This is a genomic window from Actinomyces timonensis DSM 23838, from assembly GCF_000295095.1.
GTDB classification, from domain to species: domain Bacteria; phylum Actinomycetota; class Actinomycetes; order Actinomycetales; family Actinomycetaceae; genus Actinomyces; species Actinomyces timonensis.
Map to the genome: position 1 here is coordinate 493,560 of NZ_JH806633.1, position 21,839 is coordinate 515,398.

A 21,839-nucleotide genomic window follows, 5' to 3' on the forward strand; every position below is an offset into this window, starting at 1 on the left:
ATCCACCCACCCGAACCCAGGAGCAGTCATCCCATGAGCGTCGCCGTCCGCGTCATCCCGTGCCTCGACGTCAAGGACGGGCGCGTCGTCAAGGGCGTCAACTTCCAGGGCCTGCGCGACGCCGGCGACCCCGTCGAGCTCGCCCGCCGCTACGACGCCCAGGGCGCCGACGAGATCACCTTCCTCGACGTCTCCGCCTCCTCCGAGGGCAGGGCCACCATGATGGAGGTCGTCTCGGCCACCGCCGAGCAGGTCTTCGTGCCGCTGACCGTCGGCGGGGGCGTGCGCAGCGCCGACGACGTCGCCCGCCTCCTTCGCGCCGGCGCGGACAAGGTCGGCATCAACACCGCCGCCATCGCCCGCCCCGAGCTCCTCTCCGAGGTCGCCGAGCGCTTCGGCAACCAGGTGATCGTCCTGTCCGTGGACGCCCGCCGCTGCCCCGACGGCGTGAGCACGCCCTCCGGCTACGAGGTCACCACCCACGGCGGAACCCGCTCCACCGGCATTGACGCCATCGAGTGGGCGGTGCGCGCCGCCGAGCTCGGCGCTGGCGAGATCCTGCTCAACTCCATGGACGCCGACGGCGTCACCGGAGGCTTCGACCTGGAGATGCTCGACGACGTCCGCCGAGCGGTGCGCGTGCCCCTCATCGCCTCGGGCGGCGCCGGCAAGCCCGAGGACTTCGCCGCCGCCGCCGACCACGGCGCCGACGCCGTGCTGGCCGCCAGCGTCTTCCACTACGGCACGATGACCATCGGCCAGGCCAAGGACGCCCTGCGCGCCGCGGGACACCCCGTTCGCTGAGACCGGTGCGCGGGGCGCACCCGCCCCAGGATCCGATCAATCCGCGCTGCCCCACGCCCAGCCCGTCGTGCCCGTGATCGTCTACCCGCCGGGCTACAGGCGGCCCGATGAGATGAACTAGGCGGGATCGTCCCCTTCGCACTGGCGCTCACCTTCGATCGAGCGCGGCCGACCGCCCGCCGCCCGTGGCAGGATGCGCCCATGAGCCACGACGCGTCCCCGGCCCTCCCGTCCGTCCTCGATGAGGGCATCGCCGCTCGCCTCAAGCGGGACGAGCGGGGCCTCGTGTGCGCCGTCGTCCAGCAGTGGGACTCCCGCGAGGTGCTCATGGTCGGCTGGATGGACGACGAGGCGCTGCGGCGCACCCTCGCCGAGGGGCGCGTCACCTTCTGGTCCCGTTCCCGTCAGGAGTACTGGCGCAAGGGGGACACCTCCGGGCACGCCCAGTACGTCAAGGCCGTCAGCCTGGACTGCGACGGCGACGCCCTCCTCGTCGAGGTGGACCAGGTGGGTGCCGCCTGTCACACCGGCGAGCGGACATGCTTCGCCACCGGCGGCGACCTGCGCGCCGTCGTCGGAAGCCGCCCGGTCCACTGAGGCCCCACTGAGCCGGAGGCGCGCGTTTCCAGGCGCCAGTGCTACGGTGCGACGGCATCTCCATCTTCCGCGCGCTCGCGCGGCACGGGAATGCTCCACTGTCTACCGAGCAACGAGAGAATCGCATGTCCCCCTCGTCCACTACGGGCGCGGCGGCGGGCGCCCAGCCCTCCGCATCCCATCCCATCAAGGAGCTCACGCTCCGCGGCATCGTCATCGGCGGGATCATCACGATCGTCTTCACCGCCGCGAACGTCTACCTCGGCCTCAAGGTCGGCCTGACATTCGCCACATCGATCCCCGCGGCCGTCATCTCGATGGCCATCCTGCGCTACTTCAAGGACCACACGGTCCAGGAGAACAACATCGTCCAGACCATCGCGTCCGCGGCGGGAACGCTGTCCGCGATCATCTTCGTCCTGCCGGGCCTGGTCATGATCGGCTGGTGGCAGGGCTTCCCCTACTGGCAGTCGGTCTTCGTCATCGCGCTGGGCGGCCTGCTGGGCGTCATGTACTCCATCCCCCTGCGCCGCGCGCTGGTCACCCACTCCGACCTGCCCTACCCCGAGGGCGTGGCCGCGGCCGAGGTCCTCAAGGTCGGTGACACCCACGAGGGCGCCGAGGAGTCCCGCCGCGGGCTCATGGCCATCATCTGGGGCGGTCTTTCCTCCGCGGGCTTCGCCATCCTGGGCTCGCTCAAGGCCGTGTCCACCGAGCTGTCCGGGGTCTTCCGGATCGGCTCGGGCGGCACGACGGCGGCCGGCTCCCTCTCCCTCGCCCTCATCGGCGTGGGCCACCTGGTCGGCATCGGCGTCGGCATCGCCATGGTCGTCGGACTCGTCATCTCCTACGGCGTGCTCCTGCCGATGCGCACCTGGGGCAACATCGACGGCGACCTCGCCGACGTCGTCGGCACCATCTTCAAGCAGGATGTGCGCCTCATCGGGGCGGGCACCATCGCCATCGCCGCCGTGTGGACCCTCATCAAGCTCATCGGCCCGATCGTCGCCGGTATCCGCGACTCCATCCGCTCCACCTCCCAGCGCCAGGCCGGCGAGGAGGTCGACCTCACCGAGCGCGACCTGTCCGCCAAGGTCGTCATCGGCGTAACGCTCGCCTCCATGCTGCCCATCGGCGTGCTCCTGTGGCTCTTCGTCCAGGGCACGAGCATCGCCCACTCCGTCATCGGCCTGGTCCTCGTCTCGATCGTCTTCGTGCTGCTGACCGGCCTGGCCGTCGCCTCGGTCTGCGGCTACATGGCCGGTCTCATCGGCGCCTCCAACTCGCCGATCTCCGGCGTCGGCATCATCGTGGCGATCACCGCGGCGCTCGTCGTCAAGGTCGTCCACGGCAGCGTCCAGGGCGACCAGATCGACGCGCTCATCGCCTACACGCTGCTCACCGCGGCCGTCGTCTTCGGCATCGCCACGATCTCGAACGACAACCTCCAGGACCTCAAGACGGGCCAACTGGTCAAGGCGACGCCGTGGAAGCAGCAGGTCGCCCTCATCATCGGCGTCGTCTTCGGCGCGATCGTCATCCCGCCGGTCCTCAACCTCATGCAGAAGGCCTTCGGATTCGCCGGAACCCCCGGCGCGGGGGAGAACGCCCTCGCCGCCCCGCAGGCCTCGCTCATCTCCCAGCTCATCAAGGGCGTCTTCGGAGGAGGCCTCAACTGGGGCCTCCTGGGCCTGGGCGCGGGGATCGGCGTCGTCGTCGTCATCATCGACGAGGTCCTCAAGCGCACCACCAAGCGCATGTCCCTGCCCGGCCTGGCCGTCGGCATGGGCATGTACCTGCCCATGGCCGTCACCATCATGATCCCGATCGGCGCGCTCCTGGGCGTCGTCCACGACCGCTGGGCCGCCAAGCAGGCGGACCCGGAGGGCGCCAAGCGCATGGGCACCCTGGCGGCCACGGGCCTCATCGTCGGCGAGTCCCTGTGGGGCGTCGTCTACGCCGGGATCGTTGGCTTCTCGGGCGAGGAGTCGCCGCTGGCCTTCGTGCCCGACAGCTTCGAGAGCATCGCCTACTGGCTCGGCCCGGTGGTGTTCGCCGCCGTGACCGCCGCCATGTACTGGTACTCCCGCAAGGCGGCCCGCCGGGCCTGATCGGCCCGTCGCCCGACTCACGCGCACACGCCCGCCCGGCGCGCGAATCCCAGCATGCGCTGAGGATTTGCGCGCCGGGCGCCGCCTTAGGGACCATGGGAGCAGGTAACGAAATGGGAACCGGCGCAGCGGGCCCCACTCAGGCGCGAGGAGGTGCGCGGTGACATCCTTCGAGGAGATGGTGGCATCGGCCCGCGCCGTCGTCGCGGAGCGCGAGTCGCAGGTGCCCCTGGAGGAGATGCGCGACCGGGTCCGTGAGGCGGACAGCCCCACCAACGCCCTCGACGCCCTGCGCCCCCGCAGCGGCTCGATCTCCGTCATCGCGGAGGTCAAGCGCGTCACCGCCACCTTCGCCGACCTCAGCGGGGTGGGGGACGTGGCCGTGCTGGCCCGCTTCTACGCCGCCGGCGGCGCCGCCTGCGTCTCCGTGGTCACCGAGCCCGTGCGCTCCCACGGCTGCCTGGCGGATCTCGACGCCGCGCGCGCCGCCGTCGATATCCCCATCCTCGTCAACGATCTCGTCGTCACCCCCTACCAGGTCCACGAGGCGAGGGTCCACGGGGGCGACCTCCTCCTCCTCGACGCCCGCCTCGAGCCCCTCGTCCTGGAGGCCCTCATCGAGCGCACGCACTCGCTGGGGATGCTCGCCGTCGTCGAGGCCCACTCCCGCAGGGAGGCGATCACCGCCGTGGAGACCGGCGCGCTGTGCGTGGCCGCCGACGCCCGCGACCCCCTCACCGGCCAGGTGGACCACTGCCGCTTCGAGCAGGTCGCCGAGGTCCTTCCCTCCTCCGTGCTGCGCGTGGCCACGGGCGGCGTCGCCGGCCCGAGGGACGTCATGTCCTACGCGCGCCGGGGCGCGGACGTGGTGCTCGTGGGGGAGGCCATCATCCGCTCGCAGGACCCCCAGCAGTTCGTTGCCGAGCTCGTCGCCGCGGGCAACCACCCCGCGCTCCAGAACGCCACCAACCGAGAGGTCAGCTGAGTGCCGCCCACCATCGCCGCCGCCGTCGGCGCAGCGCTCGCCCCCGCGTCGATCCCCAGCCCCTCGCAGTCCGTCTGGCACCTGGGCCCGCTCCCGATCCGCGCCTACGCGTTCTGCATCCTCGCCGGGGTCGCCCTGGCCGTGTGGTGGACGGATCGGCGCTACCGGGCCCGCGGCGGCCAGGCCGAGTTCGCCCTCGACACCGCGATGCTCACCGTGCCCATCGGCATCATCTGCGCTCGCCTCTACCACGTCATCACCTCCCCGGACGCCTACTTCGGGCCGAACGGCGACCTGGCGCGCATCCCGCGCATCTGGGAGGGCGGCATCGGCATCTGGGGCGGCGTGGCCGGGGGCCTCATCAGCGGCGCCCTCTTCCTGCACCACCGGGGCGTGCGCCTGGCCCCCTTCGCCGACGCCGTCGCCCCCGCGATCCTCGCGGCGCAGGCCATCGGCAGGCTGGGCAACTGGTTCAACCAGGAGCTCTTCGGCGGCCCCACCACCCTGCCCTGGGGACTCGAGATCGACCGCGCCCACCTGCCCGCCGGCTACGCGCCCGGGACCCTCTTCCACCCGACCTTCCTCTACGAGGCGCTGTGGTCCGCCGCGGGCGTGTGCGCCCTGCTCTGGCTCGAGCGGCGCCTGCGCCGCGGGGGAGCGAGCGGTGGGCGGCTCCTGTGGGCCTACCTCATGGTCTACACCTTGGGGCGCGCCTGGATCGAGCACCTGAGGATCGATGACGCCCAGCGGATCCTCGGCCTGCGCCTCAACGAGTGGACCTCGCTCGTGGTCTTCGCCGTCGGGCTCATCGGCTTCATCATCGTCACCCGCCGCGGCCCCAGTGACGCGATCCGCGCCGACGGCGGGCAGGCCGGGGGAGAGGCCGGTGGAGCCGAGAAGCCCGCCGGTGGACCTGACGCGCCGTCCCGTGAGAAGGCTGACGATCCGCGTGATCCTCACCGTGGCGGGAACTGAACTCGGCTAGAATATGGGCCATGCGTAGAGCCAAGATTGTCTGCACCCTCGGTCCCGCCACAGATTCCCCCGAGCAGGTACAGGCGCTCGTGGACGCGGGCATGAACGTCGCCCGCATCAACCGCTCCCACGGCAGCGCCGAGGACCACGAGAAGGTCATCGCGCGCGTGCGCGAGGCGGCGGAGGCCTCGGGCCGCTCCATCGCCATCCTCGTGGACCTCCAGGGCCCCAAGATCCGCCTCGGCCGCTTCGTGGGCGACCAGAAGGTCATGCTCAACAAGGGCGATGAGTTCACCATCACCACCGATGACGTCCTGGGCACTGTCAAGCGCTCCTCGACGACGTTCAAGGGCCTGCCGGGTGACTGCCGCCCCGGCGACCGCCTCCTCATCGACGACGGCAACGTGGCCGTGCGCGTCACCGCCGTCACGGACACGGATGTGGTCACGAAGGTCGAGGTCCCCGGGTACGTCTCCAACAACAAGGGCATCAACCTGCCGGGCGTGGCCGTCTCTGTGCCGGCGCTGAGCGAGAAGGACCGCGAGGACCTGCGGTGGGCCCTCAAGGTTGGCGCCGACGTCATCGCGCTGTCCTTCGTGCGCGACGCGAATGACGTCAAGGACGTCCACGAGATCATGGACGAGGTCGGCACGCGCATCCCCGTCATCGCGAAGATCGAGAAGCCGCAGGCGGTCGAGCACCTCCTGGAGATCGTGGACGCTTTCGACGGCATCATGGTGGCCCGCGGCGACCTCGGCGTGGAGATGCCCCTGGAGGCGGTGCCGCTGGTGCAGAAGCGCGCGATCGAGTTGGCCCGCCGCAACGCCAAGCCCGTCATCGTGGCAACCCAGGTGCTGGAGTCGATGATCCAGAACCCGCGTCCGACGCGCGCGGAGGCCTCGGACTGCGCCAACGCGATTCTCGACGGCGCCGACGCGGTCATGCTGTCGGGGGAGACCTCGGTGGGCGCGTACCCGATCGAGGCCGTGCGCACGATGGCCAACATCATTGAGAACGTCGAGGAGAACGGCGGGGAGCGCATCGCGCCCCTGGGCTCCTTCCCGCAGACGCGCGGTGGGGCGCTCACCCGCGCCGCCGCGGAGATGGGCGAGCAGCTCGCCGCCGACTACCTCGTCACCTTCACCCAGTCCGGTGACACGGCCCGCCGCCTGTCCCGCCTGCGCTCGCCCATCCCGCTGCTGGCCTTCACGCCGCTGTCGACGACGCGCAACCAGCTCTCGGTGTCCTGGGGCGTGCAGACCTTCGAGGTTCCCGAGGTCCAGCACACCGATGAGATGGTGACCCAGGTGGACAAGACCCTCCAGGAGAAGCACCTCGCGCAGGTCGGCGACGTCGTCGTCATCGTCGCGGGCATGCCCCCGGGAACCCCGGGCTCCACGAACTCCATCCGCGTCCACACCGTGGGCGAGACGGCCGACTACCTCGGCTGAGGGAGAACCCGCGCCTCGGCAAGGAGACGGACGACGGCGCGACCCCAGGATTCGCTGGGGCCGCGCCGTTCTCGTATGCGCCACGGCCTGGAGCTCGCGTCCAAAGCACCTGCAAGTTGTCCAGAGCAACCCTGGGAGGTCCTGGGCAGCGCTGGGCCGTCCTGAGCATCGCGGGGAGCGCTGCTTTCAACGCACCAGAGGCGCCCGAACCCAACCTCCGCTTCGTGGTGCGGGGCGGTGACGCCTGCGGACTCGTCGTCGAGAGCATCCCCAGACCGTTGAAAGCATCCCCAAGCCGTCTTGAGCACCCTGCTATGGGATGCGACGGTCTGGGGATGCTCCAATCGGTCTCCAGGTGCTTTCGACGCAGTCTCCACGAGCGTCACCGCGCAACTGCGCAGGACTGGACCCGTTGCGGACGTACCTGGGGTTTGCGGGCTCTTCCGGTTTGGGGGTGTGGTCAGGTGCTCAGTCGGTGCCTGAGGCCTCCGGTGTGGATGAGGGATCGGGTGATGTAGTGGGTGGGGTTGCGCAATCCTTGGGCGATGCCTCGTAGGTGCTCGAGCCTGCCGCCCGTGGCTTCGGTGGGGGCGTTGGATGAGCCGGGGTGGTCGAAGCAGGCCAGGGGTGTCCTCGCTCCTGCGCTTCAGGGTCCTCCCCAGGCGGGCGATCTCCTGGATCCCGGCTGGCACCCCAGAGGAGATGGATCTGATCAGGGCGCTCATGAGGCCTCGGCCGTGGGCCTTGTCGGGGTGCTGGTAGGCGTCGATCATCTTCTGGTAGACCGCCCAGGTCACCTCCACAGCAGTGTTCCTCTCGTCGGCGAACAGCGCCTCCAGGCGCCCGGCCTGCTTCTCGGTGAGCAGGCCCTCCCTGGTCAGCAGGGCTCGGCGCGCCGCGTACAGGGCGTCGCTGGCTCTCCCGCGCCGCCCTGTGGTGGCCTGCTGGACTCTGCGGCGGGTCTCATCGAGGGCGTCGGCGGCCAGGCGCACCACGTGGAAGGGGTCCATGACTGCCCTGGCGTCTGGTAGTTGCTCGGTTGTGGTGGTCTTGTTAGCCGGTGAAGCCGTTCATCGCCACGATCTCGATCTGCTGGCGCCAGGCGGGGGGCCGGTCGGCCAGCCAGCAGGCCAGGGCCTTCTTGGATCGGCCGGGAATCATGTCGACCAGGCGTGCCGGCCCGGCGCCGTCGCGCGCGGGGGTCAGGTCGATGATGACCGTCACGCACCGCTGGCGACCCCGGTGGCGCCACACATGCTCGTCTATCCCGATCACGCGAGCCCCCGTCGGGCGGTCCTCCAGGGGCCTCAGGGCCTTTATGCCGGCTTTCAGGACGGCGTCGTTGGCGGCGTCCCACCCCACGCCCAGGCGCGCCGCGACCCGCGAGACGGCCATATTGTCGACCGCGACCGCCTCCAGCGCCCAGGCGGCGGCCGAGCGCGTCAGGATGCTCCGGGGCTCGGCCGCGGCGCTGATGTCGACCCTCCAGGTCCGGCGGCCGAGCTGGCAGGCGATCCTGGGGACCCTCACCAGCAGGCGCGTGACCCTGCCCGCGGTGGGGGCGTGGGCCAGTAAGCGCGCCACCGTGCCGGCCCGCCGCCCCATCGCCGCGCACGAGGCGCAGAACAGCCGCTCGTCAACAGGGGCGATGACGGGGCGGGCCTCGACGACCAGCTCGCCGCCATCGGCGAGGCGCTGGCCCGTGGCGCGCAGGCCCAGGGGCCCCAGGCCCAGCACGGCGTCGGGATCGATCGGCTCGAAGCGCTCCCCGGCCAGGGCGCGCGGTAGGCTTCAACATGGCGTCGGGGTCCTCCGGCAGGCGATGGATAGTTCAGCGACACCCATCATGCCCACCAAGGGCCCCGACGCCCCGCCGTCTACCCCCGCGCGCCCACCACCCCGCCTACACCCACAAACCGGAAGAGCCATCAATCCTCTCCGCGCCACCAAGATCGCTGAGACCAAGGCGGGAATCGAAGGACGCCTCCACCAAAGACGTTCGGGGGTCGCCTGAGGTGTCGGGCGCCCAGAAGCTCCACGTCGTCAGGATCGGGATCTCGACCTCTGTAGGATCGGCGCCGTTCCGAAGCGACTCCAGTGCGGCCTGGGCCGCCTCACGGGCGTACCTCCTGGCCAGCCATGACTTCCCCGATCCTGGGCCGCCAAGGATGACAAGCGAGGAGGCGCCCGCCAGAGCCTCCTCAGAGGAGACGATCGTCGGTGTGGCCGAGGCCTGACGGTGGCTGTCCGATCCGCCATCGCCCTGCTCTAAGGAGAGCCGCTGCTCCAGAACAGTCTGCCTGTCCCCAACGAATGACGAGCGGTCCCAGTCGTCTACTCGGGCCTCCAAGTAGACGATGAGGTCCTTCCGGGTCGCCTGGGCAACGAGACGCGCATGCAAGCCATGGGCATAGCGCTCGATTGCAGCGTTGCCAGCCTCAAGGCAATTGAGCGACGGCGTGACCTCTTCTCTCAATGCCGCCTCAGACGCCCCGACAAATACCTGATGAGAGGTGTAGTACCGTTGGATCAGATATTCATATGTGGCGCGCAAAGCCTCGCGGGCGATGGCGTGCTCGCTGTCGCCCCAGTCCGCGTCCGCCCACGAGGAACCGGCATCGGCCGCGCGCTGCTTGGCCTTGCCAACGATCCGATCAGCCACCGTGGTCGCATTCAGTCGCGACTGCCCGAGTTCACGGTCGCTCGGCCCATGCTGTTCCACTACATCGCGCGCGATGGCGAGCCCCGTAATCAGCTCGTCGTCGGAGAAACCCTCGCCATGGCCCCATGCGGAGATGGTGCTCTCCACCTCAGACTGCAGGCGCTTACGCTCTGCCTGGCTGTCGATCATGGCTTTGAGCCGCTTGACGCCTGCCGCTGTCGCCGCAGTGGCAGCGGGACCTGCTCCTCCAACGAGCGCCGCCACCGCGATGGTCGTGAGGTCGCCGATCGCCTCGCTCAGTTTCGTGTTTCCAGTAGGCGCCATCGCTCGACCTTCCCCGCCGGGCAGGGCCGCAAACAGCCGCCGGGCGCGCATCGTTGGGCTGATGAGGGAGTACCTCCGGTGGGACTCGAACCCACAACACTCCGATTTTGAGTCGGATGCCTCTGCCAGTTGGGCTACGGAGGCGCGGGCGGCGCGCGGCCGCCACACGGTGATGCGACGCAGTGTTCGTGTCTGGCCGCGTTTGGCCCACTACGTACGGCGATCATACTAGACTCGCCCCCGTGAGTACCGAGTCCAGCACTAGCGCCCGTCGGGTTCTCGTCGCCGAGGACGAGACCCTCATCCGACTCGACATCGTCGAGACCCTCACCGAGGCCGGCTACGAGGTCGTCGCCGAGGCCGCTGACGGCGAGGAAGCCGTCCGCCTCGCAGGCGAGCATGAGCCCGACCTCTGCGTCATGGACGTCAAGATGCCCGTCATGGACGGCATCACCGCCGCCGAGCAGATCATCGAGAAGCACGGCTGCGCCGTCGTCATGCTCACCGCCTTCTCCCAGGCCGAGCTCGTCGAGCGCGCCAGCGCCGCCGGCGCCATGGCCTACGTCGTCAAGCCCTTCACCCCGGCCGACCTCCTCCCCGCCCTCGAGATCGCCTTCTCCCGCCACGAGGAGATCGCCTCCCTCGAGTCCGAGATCGCCGACCTCAACGAGCGCTTCGAGACCCGCAAGCGGGTCGACCGCGCCAAGGGCCTCCTCATGGAGCGCATGGGCCTGTCCGAGCCCGAGGCCTTCCGCTGGATGCAGAAGACCTCCATGAACCGCCGCCTGACCATGCGCGAGGTCGCCGACGCCGTCATCGAGCAGGTCGGCTCAACGGCCAAGAGCGGCGGGAAGACGGCCAAGGCCCCCAAGGCGGGCAAGAGCGCCAAGAGCGAGGACGCCGACGCCTGAGCGGACGCCCGCCCCAGACGCCTGAGCGGCGGGGGCGCCAGCCTGCCCCAGGCGCCCAACCGCCCCGGGCGCTCAGACGAACATGCTCCGCAGCGTCCCCCGGGCGGTCGTCCTGCCCTCGTCGTCACTGACGACGACCTCGTAGACGCAGGTCTTCCTGCCCACGTGGACCGGCTGCGCCACCGCCGTCACCCAGCCCTGGCGCACCGGGCGGAGGTGGCTGACCTGCAGCTCGGCGCCCATCGGGAGCATCCCCTCCGGAGCCGCCCGCCGTGCCGCGAACGACGCCGCCGTCTCGATGAGCGAGGCGCTCGCGCCACCGTGCAGCACCCCCGAGACCTGGCGGGCCCCCTCGACGGGCATCCGCATGACCGTGCGCTGGGCGCCCAGCATGACCACCTGCATCCCCAGCGTCGCCATGAGAGTGCCCGCCTCGCGGTCCTCCATCGCCGTGCCCACGGCCGAGGCCGCCGACACCGCCGAGCCAGCCGGCATGGGCACGGGGAACTGCCTCACCCGGCGAGGAGGGAAGGCCGCCGTCACCTCGGGCGACTCCGCCGACTCCCCACTGGCGCCCGCACCACCGGTCTCACCCGGCCATGCGGGCGCGTCGGGGCTGACCGGGCTGGGAGCCGTCTCCGCGTCGGAGGAGGGGCGGTCGGTCGGGAGGGCGCTGGGGCTCATGTCGCTCATACCCCGTAGGCTGGCACGGTGAGCACCTCCACGACCAGACCCGCGCCGTCATCCACGGACGGAGCCCCTCGCCGCCTGCTCCTCATCGACGGCCACTCCATGGCCTTCAGGGCCTACTACGCCCTGCCCGTGGAGAACTTCACGACCTCCACCGGCCAGGCCACCAACGCCGTCCACGGCTTCGCCTCCATGCTGCTCTCCCTCATCGAGCAGGAGGCCCCCACGCATGTGGCCGTGGCCTTCGACCTCGCGGGCGGCACCTTCCGCACCGAGGAGTACTCCGAGTACAAGGGCACCCGCGACGCCACGCCCGAGCCCTTCATCGGCCAGGTCGAGCTCATCCAAGAGGTCCTCGACGCGATGGGCATCCGCTGGCTCACCAAGGACCGCTACGAGGCCGACGACATCCTCGCCACACTGGCCGCCACCGGCCAGGGGGCGGGCATGGAGGTCCTCCTGTGCTCCGGCGACCGCGACTCCTTCCAGACCGTCACCGAGCGCTGCACCGTGCTCTACCCCATCAAGGGCGTGTCCACCCTGCGCCGGATGACGCCGGCCGAGGTCGAGGAGCGCTACGGCGTCACCCCCGAGCGCTACCCGCACCTGGCCGCCCTCGTCGGCGAGACGAGCGACAACCTGCCCGGCGTGCCCGGGGTCGGCCCCAAGACCGCCGCCAAGTGGATCGCCCAGTACGACGGCCTCGACGGCATCGTCGCCAGCGCCGACCAGATCAAGGGAAAGGCCGGCCAGTCCCTGCGTGACCACCTCGACGACGTCCTGCGCAACCGCCGTCTCAACCGGCTCCTCACCGACCTCGACCTCGGCATCGACCCCGCCCGGGACCTGGAGTACCTGGGCGCCCACCGCGCCGCCCTCACCCGCGTCATGGAGGCCCTGGAGTTCCGCACGATCCTCCAGCGCGCCCAGCGCGTCCTGCCCTTCGCCGACACCTCCGACCACGGCCCACAGGGCTCGGCCGCCCCCGAGGGCCCCGCCGCCGCCCTGGAGGCCCTCGCGCCCGCGGTCCTCGGCCACTGCATCGAGCCCGGCCGCCTCGCCGAGGCGATCCAGGAGCTCGCCGACGGCGCCCTCGGCCTCCACATCATCGGGGACCTGCGCCCGGGCCTCGGCGACCCGCGACTCGTCGCCCTGTCCGACGGCGAGCGGGCCGTCGTCGCCGACCCCTCCCTCCTGCTGCCGGGCGACGAGCGGGCCCTCGGCGCCCTCCTGGCCGATCCCGCGCGCCGCCTCGTCGTCGCCGACGCCAAGGGCTCCTCCCACGCCCTGGCCGCCCGGGGCTTCGAGCTGCGGGGCGTCGCCGCCGACCCCTCCCTGGCCGGCTACCTGTGCCGCCCCGAGCAGCGCAGCTACGACGTCGACAGCCTCGTCCAGCGCTGGCTCGGCATCGACCTGGCCGGCATGGAGGACGATGCCAGCGCCGACGGCGGCCAGCAGGGCTTCGACCTCGACGCCCTCGCCGCGGATGCGGTTCCCACCGAGGCCCTGCGCGCCGCGCGCCGCGCCGCCGCGCTCCTGCCCCTCCAGGACGCCCTCGACGCCCAGATGGAGCAGCGCGGGGCCTCCGCCCTCTTCACCGGCCTCGAGATGCCCGTCTCGGAGTGCCTGGGCAGGATGGAGGCCCTGGGCATCGCCGTCGACGACGACGTCCTGGCCGCCCGCGAGGCCGAGCTCGACGGGCGGGTCAACCACGCCCAGGCCGCCGCCTTCGAGGCCGCCGGCCACGAGCTCAACCTCTCCAGCCCCAAGCAGCTCCAGACCGTCCTCTTCGACGAGCTCGGCATGCCCAAGACCCGCAAGACCAAGACCGGGTACACCACGGACGCGGGCGCTCTGGCCGAGCTCTACGCCAAGACCGGGCACCCCTTCCTCGCCCAGCTCCTGGAGCACCGCGACGCCATCAAACTGCGCCAGACCGTCGAGGGACTGCGCAAGGCCATCCAGCCCGACGGCCGCATCCGCACCACCTTCCAGCAGACCATCGCCGCCACCGGCCGCCTGTCCTCCATCGACCCCAACCTGCAGAACATCCCCGCCCGTACCGAGGAGGGGCGCCGCATCCGCGAGGCCTTCACCGTCGGCGAGGGCTACGAGTGCCTCATGACGGCCGACTACTCCCAGATCGAGATGCGCATCATGGCGCACCTGTCCGGGGACGAGGCCCTCATCGAGGCCTTCCGCTCCGGGGAGGACCTGCACCGCTACGTGGCCGCCCTCGTCCACCGCATCGACGTCGACGACGTCACCCCCGAGCAGCGCGGCCACGTCAAGGCCATGAGCTACGGCCTGGCCTACGGGCTGTCCACCTACGGCCTGGCCAAGCAGCTCGGCATCGAGAACGCCGAGGCCATGGCCCTGCGCGACGCCTACTTCGCCCGCTTCGGTCGCGTCCACGACTACCTCGAGGCCGTCGTCGACCAGGCGCGCCGCGACGGCTACACCCAGACGATGCTCGGGCGCCGCCGCTACCTGCCGGACCTGGGCAGCGACAACCGCCAGCGCCGCGAGATGGCCGAGCGCGCCGCCCTCAACGCCCCCATCCAGGGCTCGGCCGCCGACATTGTCAAGCGCGCCATGGTGGACGTCGCCGAGGCGCTCACCGCCCAGGGCCTGGCCAGCCGCATCCTCCTGCAGATCCACGACGAGCTCCTCCTGGAGATCGCGCCGGGGGAGGGCGACGCCGTCGAGGCCCTCGTCAGGGAGCGCATGGGCCGGGCCGTCTCACTGTCCGTGCCCCTTGACGTCTCCGTGGGGCGCGGCAGCACCTGGCGCGACGCCGCTCACTGAGCCCCGTCTGTGAGGGATTCCATGACGAGGCGCGCGCCAGGGCTGTGGGAACCTCAGGGTTCCGAAACGGCCACTGGCTGGTAGAGTTCGATGCGTGCGCCCCGCGGGCGGATCACGATTGTGAAACATTCGGTGACATTCGATGATCTGACCAACCGCACGCCGTGCCAGTCCGGGCTGGCCCGTCTTGCGGGGGACGCATGGCATCTATCGTCCCGACCCCCAAGTCCGTTTCGGAGCAACCCCTACATGACCAACAACACGCCCAGCCCTGCCCCGGTCGCCGTCAACGACATCGGCTCGACCGAGGAGATTCTCGCCGCCGTCGACGAGACCATCAAGTACTTCGATGACGGCGACATCGTCGAGGGCACTGTCGTCAAGGTCGACCACGACGAGGTCCTCCTCGACATCGGCTACAAGACCGAGGGCGTCATCCTCGCTCGTGAGCTGTCCATCAAGCACGACGTCGACCCCGACGAGATCGTCTCCGTCGGCGACGAGATCGAGGCCCTTGTGCTCCAGAAGGAGGACAAGGAGGGTCGTCTGCTCCTGAGCAAGAAGCGCGCCCAGTACGAGCGCGCCTGGGGCACCATCGAGCGCGTCAAGGAGGAGGACGGCGTCGTCACCGGCTCCGTCATCGAGGTCGTCAAGGGCGGGCTCATCCTCGACATCGGCCTGCGCGGCTTCCTGCCCGCCTCCCTGGTCGAGATGCGCCGCGTGCGCGACCTCCAGCCCTACGTGGGCCGCGAGCTCGAGGCCAAGATCATCGAGCTGGACAAGAACCGCAACAACGTGGTCCTCTCCCGCCGCGCCTTCCTCGAGCAGACCCAGTCCGAGGTCCGCACCAACTTCCTGCAGACCCTCGGCAAGAGCCAGGTCCGCACCGGTGTGGTCTCCTCCATCGTCAACTTCGGCGCCTTCGTGGACCTGGGCGGCGTCGACGGCCTCGTCCACGTCTCCGAGCTGTCCTGGAAGCACATCGACCACCCGTCCGAGGTCGTCGAGGTCGGCCAGGAGGTCACCGTCGAGGTCCTCGACGTCGACTTCGACCGCGAGCGCGTCTCCCTGTCGCTGAAGTCCACGCAGGAGGACCCGTGGCAGGCCTTCGCCCGCACCCACGCCATCGGCCAGGTCGTCCCCGGCAAGGTCACCAAGCTCGTACCCTTCGGCGCCTTCGTCCGCGTCGAGGACGGCATCGAGGGCCTCGTCCACATCTCCGAGCTCGCCCAGCGCCACGTCGAGGTGCCCGAGCAGGTCGTCAAGGTCGGTGAGGACGTCTTCGTCAAGGTCATCGACATCGACCTCGAGCGCCGCCGCATCTCCCTGTCCCTCAAGCAGGCCAACGAGGGCGTCGACCCCGCCAGCGAGGACTTCGACCCCTCGCTCTACGGCATGGCCGCCGAGTACGACGAGAACGGCAACTACAAGTACCCCGAGGGCTTCGACCCGGAGACCAACGAGTGGCTCGAGGGCTTCGAGGCGCAGCGCGAGGCCTGGGAGGCCGAGTACGCGGCCGCCCACGCCCGTTGGGAGGCCCACAAGGCCCAGGTCGCCAAGGCCCAGGAGGAGGACCAGGACTCCGGCGAGACCGTCCCCGCTGGCTCCACCTCCTACTCCTCGACCTCCACGGAGGCCACCGGCACCCTCGCCTCCGACGAGGCCCTTGCCGCCCTGCGCGAGAAGCTGACCGGCAACTGATCGGCCACCGCGTGTAGCACTCCGACGGCGCCCCCGGCCCACACCGGCCGGGGGCGCCCCACGTCAGGAGCGTGTCATGTCTGGCAGTGCTCCCCATCGCGAATGCTCTAGTCTCTATGCGAGGCTGAACCAGGGCGGTGCCCTGCCGCCGCAGTCGACCCCTGAGAGGCAGGATGATGAGCTGGTCCGACGACTCCGAGGCCCTGCGCGGCATCGAGGAGCCGAGATCCCCCGCGGGGGCCGCCGCGTTCCTCGCCGCGGTCACCTCGGCCTTCGACGGCTCCGACCCCGCGGATCCCGGCAGCCACGAGGAGCTGCGCCGCTCCGGTCTGGGCGAGGCCCTGGCCGAGGTCGACCGGGACGCGCTCGTGGCCCTCGCCGAGGACCCCCGCCTGAGCCGCGACGAGATCGAGGCCGCCATCAGCCACTGCATCGGTATCCGCCGCGCGGCGGGCGTCTCCGAGGTCCCCACCCGCTACGCCCGCATCGAGATGTGCGCGGCGCTCGGCCAGCGCGCCGAGGCCCTCAGCGAGCTGCGCGAGGCCAGGCTCTTCTCCATGGGGGACATCGACCCGCGAGTGACCCTCGCGGCGGCCACCTTCAATGACGACTTCTCCGGTGTCATCCGCACGGCCTCCTCGGCCACGCTGCGCAAGATCGCCGACCCCTCCGCGGTCTCGGAGGGACTGTCCTCCAGCCTCCTGCCCTACCTCGCCCAGGAGCGGCGGGTCGAGGGGGAGGACGCCCTCGCCACGCTCGACACCATCGAGCCCCCCGCCTGGCAGCGCCTGCGCGTGCTCGGCCGGCGCCTGGAGTACATGGCGCTCGCCGGGCAGTGGGAGCGGGCCATGGCCGTCATGCGGCACACCGATCTCAAGGACGGCAGCCAGTCCACCGCCTGGACGCTCATGAACACGGCGGCCTGCATGGCGCTCGTCCTGCGGGAGGCCGTGCGCGCCGGCTATGGCCAGAACGCCCTCGGCGCCGCCGTGCAGCTGCGCTCGGAGCTCGGCCCCGAGCTCGCTCTGACGGGCTGGGACACGGTCGCCCACGCCTATGACATGGCCACCACCTTCGCGCGGGTCCTCGCCCGGATCTTCGACGAGCGCAACGGCGGCAACGGCGTCTCGGAGCGGATCGAGACGCGGATGGCCGCCGAGGCCTCCAGCCTGCGCAACCGCTCCTACGGCACCATGACCGGCGGCTTCGGCATGCAGGCGGAGACCGCTGCCAACCGCGCCGCCCTCGTCCAGGAGACCCAGGAACTGCTCGTCCTGGCGCGCGGCTACGGCCTCGGCGCGGTGCGCGAGCGGGCCATGCGCACCGCGGAGATGGTGAGCGACTCCCTGTCGGCGGGCATTGATGAGACCCAGCTCGAGGTCATCATCGAGCTCCGCGTCGTCTTCGCCCGTCTCCTCCTCGCCCTGGGCGCCTCCGAGCGCGCTGAGGGCGAGGCGCTGCGCACGGCGGAGTTGTGCCTGTCCCAGGGCTGGCAGGAGATCGCCTGCGCCTCCTTCGTGACGGCCGGACGGGCGGCCTCCGAGCGCCACGAGATCTTTGCCGCCCGTGAGCACACGGGCCAGGTGACCGCCATCCTGGCCGACTGGGGCACCAGCCGTATGAGCGAGCGGCTCACGATCCTCGTCGAGGCCATCGGCGACCACGCCAGCTCGGTCCTCCTCCTCACCGACCTCGCCGAGCGGACCTCCCAGAACGTCGAGGAGGACAACACCCTCGCCGCGCCCACGCGCGAGGTCTGCCGGAAAGCCCGCTCCGAGCTCGGCAAGGTCGGCCGCGTCCCCGACGGCGTCGAGGCCCGCCTGACGGCCGTCGAGGAGAGGATCGCCCCGTATGGCCGCGGCCGGGGAGGCCGCCACCGCGCCGCCGGATCAGCGGCCACCGATGACTCACCGGCCTGAGGGGGCGATCAGGCTGGGGGAGGGCCAGATCGCGGCCTCCCTCGTGGGCCGGCTGAGAGCCCACGGACACCCCTTCGCCCTCGCTGATCCCGCGGCGCGCCCGGCATCCGCTGCGCCTCCCGTGCCCGCTGCCCCTGGCCTCGCCCTCAGTCTCCCCGCACCCGGCTCCCTTCCGCCCGGCGCTCCCGAGCGCGCCCTGCTCACCCTCATCGGTGAGATGACCGGGATCATCGCCCGCCGCCGTTCCTTCGCCGACGGCGCGGGCCGGCTCGCCGTCCCACGGGGCCGGCGCGCCCTGCGCGTGGGGCTCACTGGGGGCATCGGCACCGGCAAGTCGACAGCCGCCCGCCGCCTCGCCGAGCGCGGCGCGAGCGTCGTCGATGCCGACGCCGTCGCCAGGGAGGTCCTCGCACCCGGAAGCGAGGGCCTGGCGGCCGTGGCCGCGGCCTTCGGACGCGATGTCCTGGGCGCCGACGACTCCCTCAACAGGGCGGCGCTGGCATCCCGTGTCTTCGGGGACCCCGCCGCCCGGGCCCGGCTCGACGCCATCACCCTGCCTCGGATCGCCGAGCTCGCCGCCCGCCGCCTCGAGGCGGTCCCGGCGGGAGGGATCGCCGTCTACGACGTCCCCCTCCTCGCCGAGAGCGGCATCGCCGACCTCTTCGACTGCGTCATCGTCGTCGAGGCGCCCCTGGCGACCCGGCTCGCCCGCCTCGCCCGGCGCGGCGTGGACGAGGCCGACGCGCGGCGCCGGATCGCCGTCCAGGCCGGCGACGACGACCGCCGCCGCCTGGCGGACTTCATCCTGCCCAACAGTGGGAGCGAGCGGGACCTCGCTGACGCCGTCGGGCGCCTGTGGGACGATCGCCTGCGCCCCGCCTCCCAAGGAGAGAAGCCATGAGCGCCACTGAGCCACAGGACGACCAGGAGAGGGAGGCCGACGAGGAGCTGACCGCCTCCAGCCTCGGCTCCCGCGCGAGGCGCGTCGTCGCCTGGGTGGCGCTCATCAACCTGGCCGGCATGGTCATCGAGATCGCCGTGGGGGCCCGCATCGGCTCGGCCTCCCTCCTCGCCGACGCCGCCGACTTCCTCGAGGACTTTCTCATCAACGCGCTCGTCGTCCTCGCCCTCGGCTGGCCGGTGGCCTCCCGGCGCCGGGCCGCCAGATGGCTCGCCGCCCTCATCCTCATCCCCGCCCTGGCTGCCCTGGCCACCGCCGTCTGGCGGCTCGCCACCGGTCAGCCCCCCGAGCCCATCAGCCTCTCGCTCACGGCGGGGCTCGCCCTCATCCTCAACGCCCTGTGCGCGCTCCTCCTCATGGGGCTGCGCAGGACGGGAGGCTCCCTCGTGCGCGGGGCGTGGCTCGCCGCCCGCAACGACGTCCTGGGCAACGCCCTCATCATCGGCGCTGGCCTGCTCACGCTGGCGCGCCCCAGCGTCTGGCCCGACGTCGTCGTGGGCGCCGTCATGGCCGTGGTCAACCTGCGGGCGGCGGGCGAGGTCCTGGAGCAGGCGCGGGCCGAGGACCCGGAGATCGAGGCGGCGTAGCCTAGCGCCCATGCGCCCCGTCACCGACCTGCGTCGAACCGACAAGCCCTTCGAGGTCGTCAGCCAGTACACGCCCAGCGGCGACCAGCCCACCGCCATCAACGAGCTCGCCGAGCGCCTGAACGCGGGGGAGAAGGACATCGTCCTCCTCGGCGCCACCGGAACCGGGAAGTCCGCCACCACCGCCTGGCTCGTGGAGAAGGCACAGCGCCCCACCCTCATCCTGGAGCCCAACAAGACGCTGGCCGCGCAGATGGCCGCCGAGTTCCGCGAGCTCCTGCCGAACAACGCGGTGGAGTACTTCGTCTCCTACTACGACTACTACCAGCCCGAGGCCTATGTCCCCCAGACGGACACCTTCATCGAGAAGGACTCCTCCATCAACGACGAGGTCGAGCGGCTGCGCCACAGCGCCACGAACTCCCTGCTCACACGCCGGGACGTCGTCGTCGTCTCCTCGGTGTCCTGCATCTACGGCCTGGGCACGCCCCAGGAGTACGTCGACCGCATGACGCCCCTGGCCGTGGGGGACCAGATCGACCGCGACGAGCTCCTGCGCCGCTTCGTCGGCATGCAGTACACCCGCAACGACATCGACTTCACCCGCGGCACCTTCCGCGTGCGCGGGGACACCGTCGAGATCATCCCCATGTACGAGGAGCTCGCCATCCGCATCGAGTTCTTCGGCGACGAGATCGAGTCCCTGGCAACCCTCCACCCCGTCACCGGGGACGTCATCGCCCCCGCCGAGCAGGTCTTCGTCTTCCCGGCCTCCCACTACGTGGCCGGGCCCGAGCGCATGAACCGCGCCATCGAGGGCATCGAGGCCGAGCTCGCCGAGCGCCTGGCCGTCTTCGAGCGCGACGGCAAGCTCCTGGAGGCCCAGCGCCTGCGCATGCGCACCACCTACGACCTGGAGATGATGCGCCAGATCGGCATGTGCTCGGGCATCGAGAACTACTCGATGCACATCGACGGGCGCAGCCCCGGCACCCCGCCCAACACGCTGCTCGACTACTTCCCCGAGGACTTCCTCCTCGTCATCGACGAGTCCCACGTGACCGTCCCCCAGATCGGCGCCATGCACGAGGGGGACGCCTCCCGCAAGCGCACCCTCGTCGACCACGGCTTCCGACTGCCCAGTGCCCTGGACAACCGGCCGCTGACCTTCACGGAGTTCGAGAGCCGCATCGGCCAGACCGTCTACCTGTCCGCCACTCCCGGCGACTACGAGATGGAGCGCTCCGACGGCGTCGTCGAGCAGATCATCCGCCCCACCGGGCTCGTGGACCCCAAGATCGTCGTCAAGCCCACCCAGGGGCAGATCGACGACCTCCTGGAGGAGGTGCGCCTGCGGGTGGACAAGGACGAGCGCGTCCTCGTCACCACGCTCACCAAGCGCATGGCCGAGGATCTCACCACCTACCTCGCCGAGCGGGGCGTGCGCGTGGAGTACCTGCACTCCGACGTCGACACGCTGCGGCGGGTCGAGCTGCTGCGCGAGCTGCGGCAGGGGCGCTTCGACGTCCTCGTCGGCATCAACCTCCTGCGCGAGGGCCTGGACCTTCCCGAGGTCTCCCTCGTGTCCATCCTCGACGCGGACAAGGAGGGGTTCCTGCGCTCGACGAGGTCCCTCATCCAGACCATCGGCCGCGCCGCGCGCAACGTCTCCGGCGAGGTCCACATGTACGCCGACACGACCACCCCCGCCATGGCCCAGGCCATCGGTGAGACCGAGCGCCGCCGCGCCCTCCAGCTCGCCTACAACGAGGCCAACGGCATCGACCCCCAGCCCCTGCGCAAGAGGATCGCGGACGTCACCGACATGCTCGCGCGCGAGGACATCGACACCGAGGAACTGCTCGCCGGCGGGTACCGCGGCCATGAGGAGACTTCCGTGCGCAAGGGCCGGAAGAAGGCCGCCGAGGCGACCGTCCGGGAGCGCCTGGCCGGCGCCGCGCAGGGCGATCTCGCCGAGCTCATCACCGAGCTCACTGAGCAGATGCACGCCGCCGCCGTTGATCTCCAGTTCGAGCTCGCCGCCCGATTGCGCGATGAGATCCAGGATTTGAAGAAGGAACTGCGCGCCATGCGGGAAACGAGCTGAGGCGCCGCCGATGATGAGACCGCCGCGGCCCGGGGACCGTGTCTGGGAGACGGATTTCCACGGGGAAGGCGGAGGAATCAAAAGACGATAACAGAATGCTCGCCATATGCGGGTTCGTCGGGTACTCTCCATCTGGGCGTGGGCCCTGACCGCCCCTCACCTGCTGCTCCCTGACGGCTTCCCCCACCTACGGAAGAGCAAACCCCTCCTATGAGCAGTCCCGCGCTGGCGGCAGTGCGCCCGCCC

General features: G+C 70.9%; 15 protein-coding genes, 1 tRNA gene and 1 pseudogene. 13 read left to right on the forward strand and 4 right to left on the reverse strand.

The genetic code is table 11. The features are described from left to right. Positions 1-33 precede the first annotated feature (33 nt). From hisF to pyk, 6 genes are all read left to right on the forward strand, one after another. The gene (gene hisF, locus A1QA_RS0108665) at positions 34-804 is read left to right on the forward strand and encodes an imidazole glycerol phosphate synthase subunit HisF (RefSeq protein ID WP_017178518.1); all 771 of its coding nucleotides are present in this window, start codon (positions 34-36) and stop codon (positions 802-804) included. Between the two features lie 201 nt (positions 805-1,005). After that, the gene (gene hisI, locus A1QA_RS0108670; protein WP_017178519.1) at positions 1,006-1,401 is read left to right on the forward strand and encodes a phosphoribosyl-AMP cyclohydrolase; all 396 of its coding nucleotides are present in this window, start codon (positions 1,006-1,008) and stop codon (positions 1,399-1,401) included. A 125-nt stretch (positions 1,402-1,526) separates the two neighbouring features. Beyond that, complete coding sequence (locus A1QA_RS0108675) at positions 1,527-3,512, forward strand: OPT family oligopeptide transporter (protein ID WP_017178520.1); 1,986 nt, start codon at positions 1,527-1,529, stop codon at positions 3,510-3,512. 160 nt (positions 3,513-3,672) lie between these two features. Further along, entirely contained in the window at positions 3,673-4,497 is an 825-nt protein-coding gene (locus A1QA_RS0108680) for an indole-3-glycerol phosphate synthase TrpC (RefSeq protein WP_017178521.1), read from the forward strand. Continuing rightward, positions 4,498-5,472, forward strand: a complete 975-nt coding sequence (gene lgt / locus A1QA_RS0108685; protein WP_017178522.1) for a prolipoprotein diacylglyceryl transferase — start codon at positions 4,498-4,500, stop codon at positions 5,470-5,472. A gap of 20 nt (positions 5,473-5,492) precedes the next feature. Beyond that, positions 5,493-6,923, forward strand: a complete 1,431-nt coding sequence (pyk, locus tag A1QA_RS0108690; RefSeq protein WP_026048822.1) for a pyruvate kinase — start codon at positions 5,493-5,495, stop codon at positions 6,921-6,923. A 460-nt stretch (positions 6,924-7,383) separates the two neighbouring features. Here pyk and A1QA_RS14100 read toward each other — a convergent pair. From A1QA_RS14100 to A1QA_RS0108705, 3 genes and pseudogenes are all read right to left on the reverse strand, one after another. Further along, positions 7,384-8,699 (reverse strand): annotated as a pseudogene (locus A1QA_RS14100) (ISL3 family transposase). A gap of 127 nt (positions 8,700-8,826) precedes the next feature. Beyond that, complete coding sequence (locus tag A1QA_RS15420; protein WP_154652336.1) at positions 8,827-9,909, reverse strand: NACHT domain-containing protein; 1,083 nt, start codon at positions 9,907-9,909, stop codon at positions 8,827-8,829. Positions 9,910-9,979: 70 nt separating this feature from the next. After that, positions 9,980-10,053, reverse strand: a tRNA-Leu gene (locus A1QA_RS0108705). Between the two features lie 98 nt (positions 10,054-10,151). Here A1QA_RS0108705 and A1QA_RS14115 point away from each other — a divergent pair. Beyond that, positions 10,152-10,820, forward strand: coding sequence for an ANTAR domain-containing response regulator (locus A1QA_RS14115; protein ID WP_017178527.1), 669 nt, complete (start codon positions 10,152-10,154; stop codon positions 10,818-10,820). A gap of 72 nt (positions 10,821-10,892) precedes the next feature. Here A1QA_RS14115 and A1QA_RS0108715 read toward each other — a convergent pair whose 3' ends face one another. Further along, a complete protein-coding gene (locus A1QA_RS0108715; protein WP_017178528.1) occupies positions 10,893-11,513 on the reverse strand; it encodes a PaaI family thioesterase in 621 nt (206 codons plus the stop codon). 18 nt (positions 11,514-11,531) lie between these two features. On the opposite strand from A1QA_RS0108715, the gene polA reads away from it, so the two are divergent. The 6 genes from polA to uvrB all read left to right on the forward strand — a co-directional run bounded on the left by polA (position 11,532) and on the right by uvrB (position 21,593). Continuing rightward, positions 11,532-14,318, forward strand: coding sequence for a DNA polymerase I (gene polA, locus A1QA_RS0108720; RefSeq protein ID WP_017178529.1), 2,787 nt, complete (start codon positions 11,532-11,534; stop codon positions 14,316-14,318). A 249-nt stretch (positions 14,319-14,567) separates the two neighbouring features. Next, positions 14,568-16,019, forward strand: a complete 1,452-nt coding sequence (rpsA, locus tag A1QA_RS0108725) for a 30S ribosomal protein S1 (protein WP_017178530.1) — start codon at positions 14,568-14,570, stop codon at positions 16,017-16,019. 176 nt (positions 16,020-16,195) lie between these two features. Continuing rightward, on the forward strand, positions 16,196-17,938 hold the full coding sequence (locus tag A1QA_RS14120; protein ID WP_017178531.1) for a hypothetical protein: 1,743 nt from the start codon (positions 16,196-16,198) through the stop codon (positions 17,936-17,938). A 121-nt stretch (positions 17,939-18,059) separates the two neighbouring features. Then, on the forward strand, positions 18,060-18,839 hold the full coding sequence (gene coaE, locus A1QA_RS14125) for a dephospho-CoA kinase (protein ID WP_341858228.1): 780 nt from the start codon (positions 18,060-18,062) through the stop codon (positions 18,837-18,839). Then, on the forward strand, positions 18,836-19,486 hold the full coding sequence (locus A1QA_RS0108740; RefSeq protein WP_017178533.1) for a cation efflux transmembrane domain-containing protein: 651 nt from the start codon (positions 18,836-18,838) through the stop codon (positions 19,484-19,486). Before coaE ends, A1QA_RS0108740 begins: the two co-directional genes overlap by 4 nt. Before the next feature lie 10 nt (positions 19,487-19,496). Next, the gene (uvrB, locus tag A1QA_RS0108745) at positions 19,497-21,593 is read left to right on the forward strand and encodes an excinuclease ABC subunit UvrB (protein WP_017178534.1); all 2,097 of its coding nucleotides are present in this window, start codon (positions 19,497-19,499) and stop codon (positions 21,591-21,593) included. Positions 21,594-21,839: the final 246 nt, after the last annotated feature.

Bases quoted from the DNA above. Each gene is read 5' to 3' on its own strand.
- hisF (WP_017178518.1), top strand. From the start codon at position 34: ATGAGCGTCGCCGTCCGCGTCATCCCGTGCCTCGACGTCAAGGACGGG.
- hisI (WP_017178519.1), top strand. From the start codon at position 1,006: ATGAGCCACGACGCGTCCCCGGCCCTCCCGTCCGTCCTCGATGAGGGC.
- A1QA_RS0108675 (WP_017178520.1), top strand. From the start codon at position 1,527: ATGTCCCCCTCGTCCACTACGGGCGCGGCGGCGGGCGCCCAGCCCTCC.
- pyk (WP_026048822.1), top strand. From the start codon at position 5,493: ATGCGTAGAGCCAAGATTGTCTGCACCCTCGGTCCCGCCACAGATTCC.
- A1QA_RS15420 (WP_154652336.1), bottom strand. From the start codon at position 9,909: ATGGCGCCTACTGGAAACACGAAACTGAGCGAGGCGATCGGCGACCTC.
- A1QA_RS0108715 (WP_017178528.1), bottom strand. From the start codon at position 11,513: ATGAGCGACATGAGCCCCAGCGCCCTCCCGACCGACCGCCCCTCCTCC.
- rpsA (WP_017178530.1), top strand. From the start codon at position 14,568: ATGACCAACAACACGCCCAGCCCTGCCCCGGTCGCCGTCAACGACATC.
- A1QA_RS14120 (WP_017178531.1), top strand. From the start codon at position 16,196: ATGAGCTGGTCCGACGACTCCGAGGCCCTGCGCGGCATCGAGGAGCCG.
- A1QA_RS0108740 (WP_017178533.1), top strand. From the start codon at position 18,836: ATGAGCGCCACTGAGCCACAGGACGACCAGGAGAGGGAGGCCGACGAG.
- uvrB (WP_017178534.1), top strand. From the start codon at position 19,497: ATGCGCCCCGTCACCGACCTGCGTCGAACCGACAAGCCCTTCGAGGTC.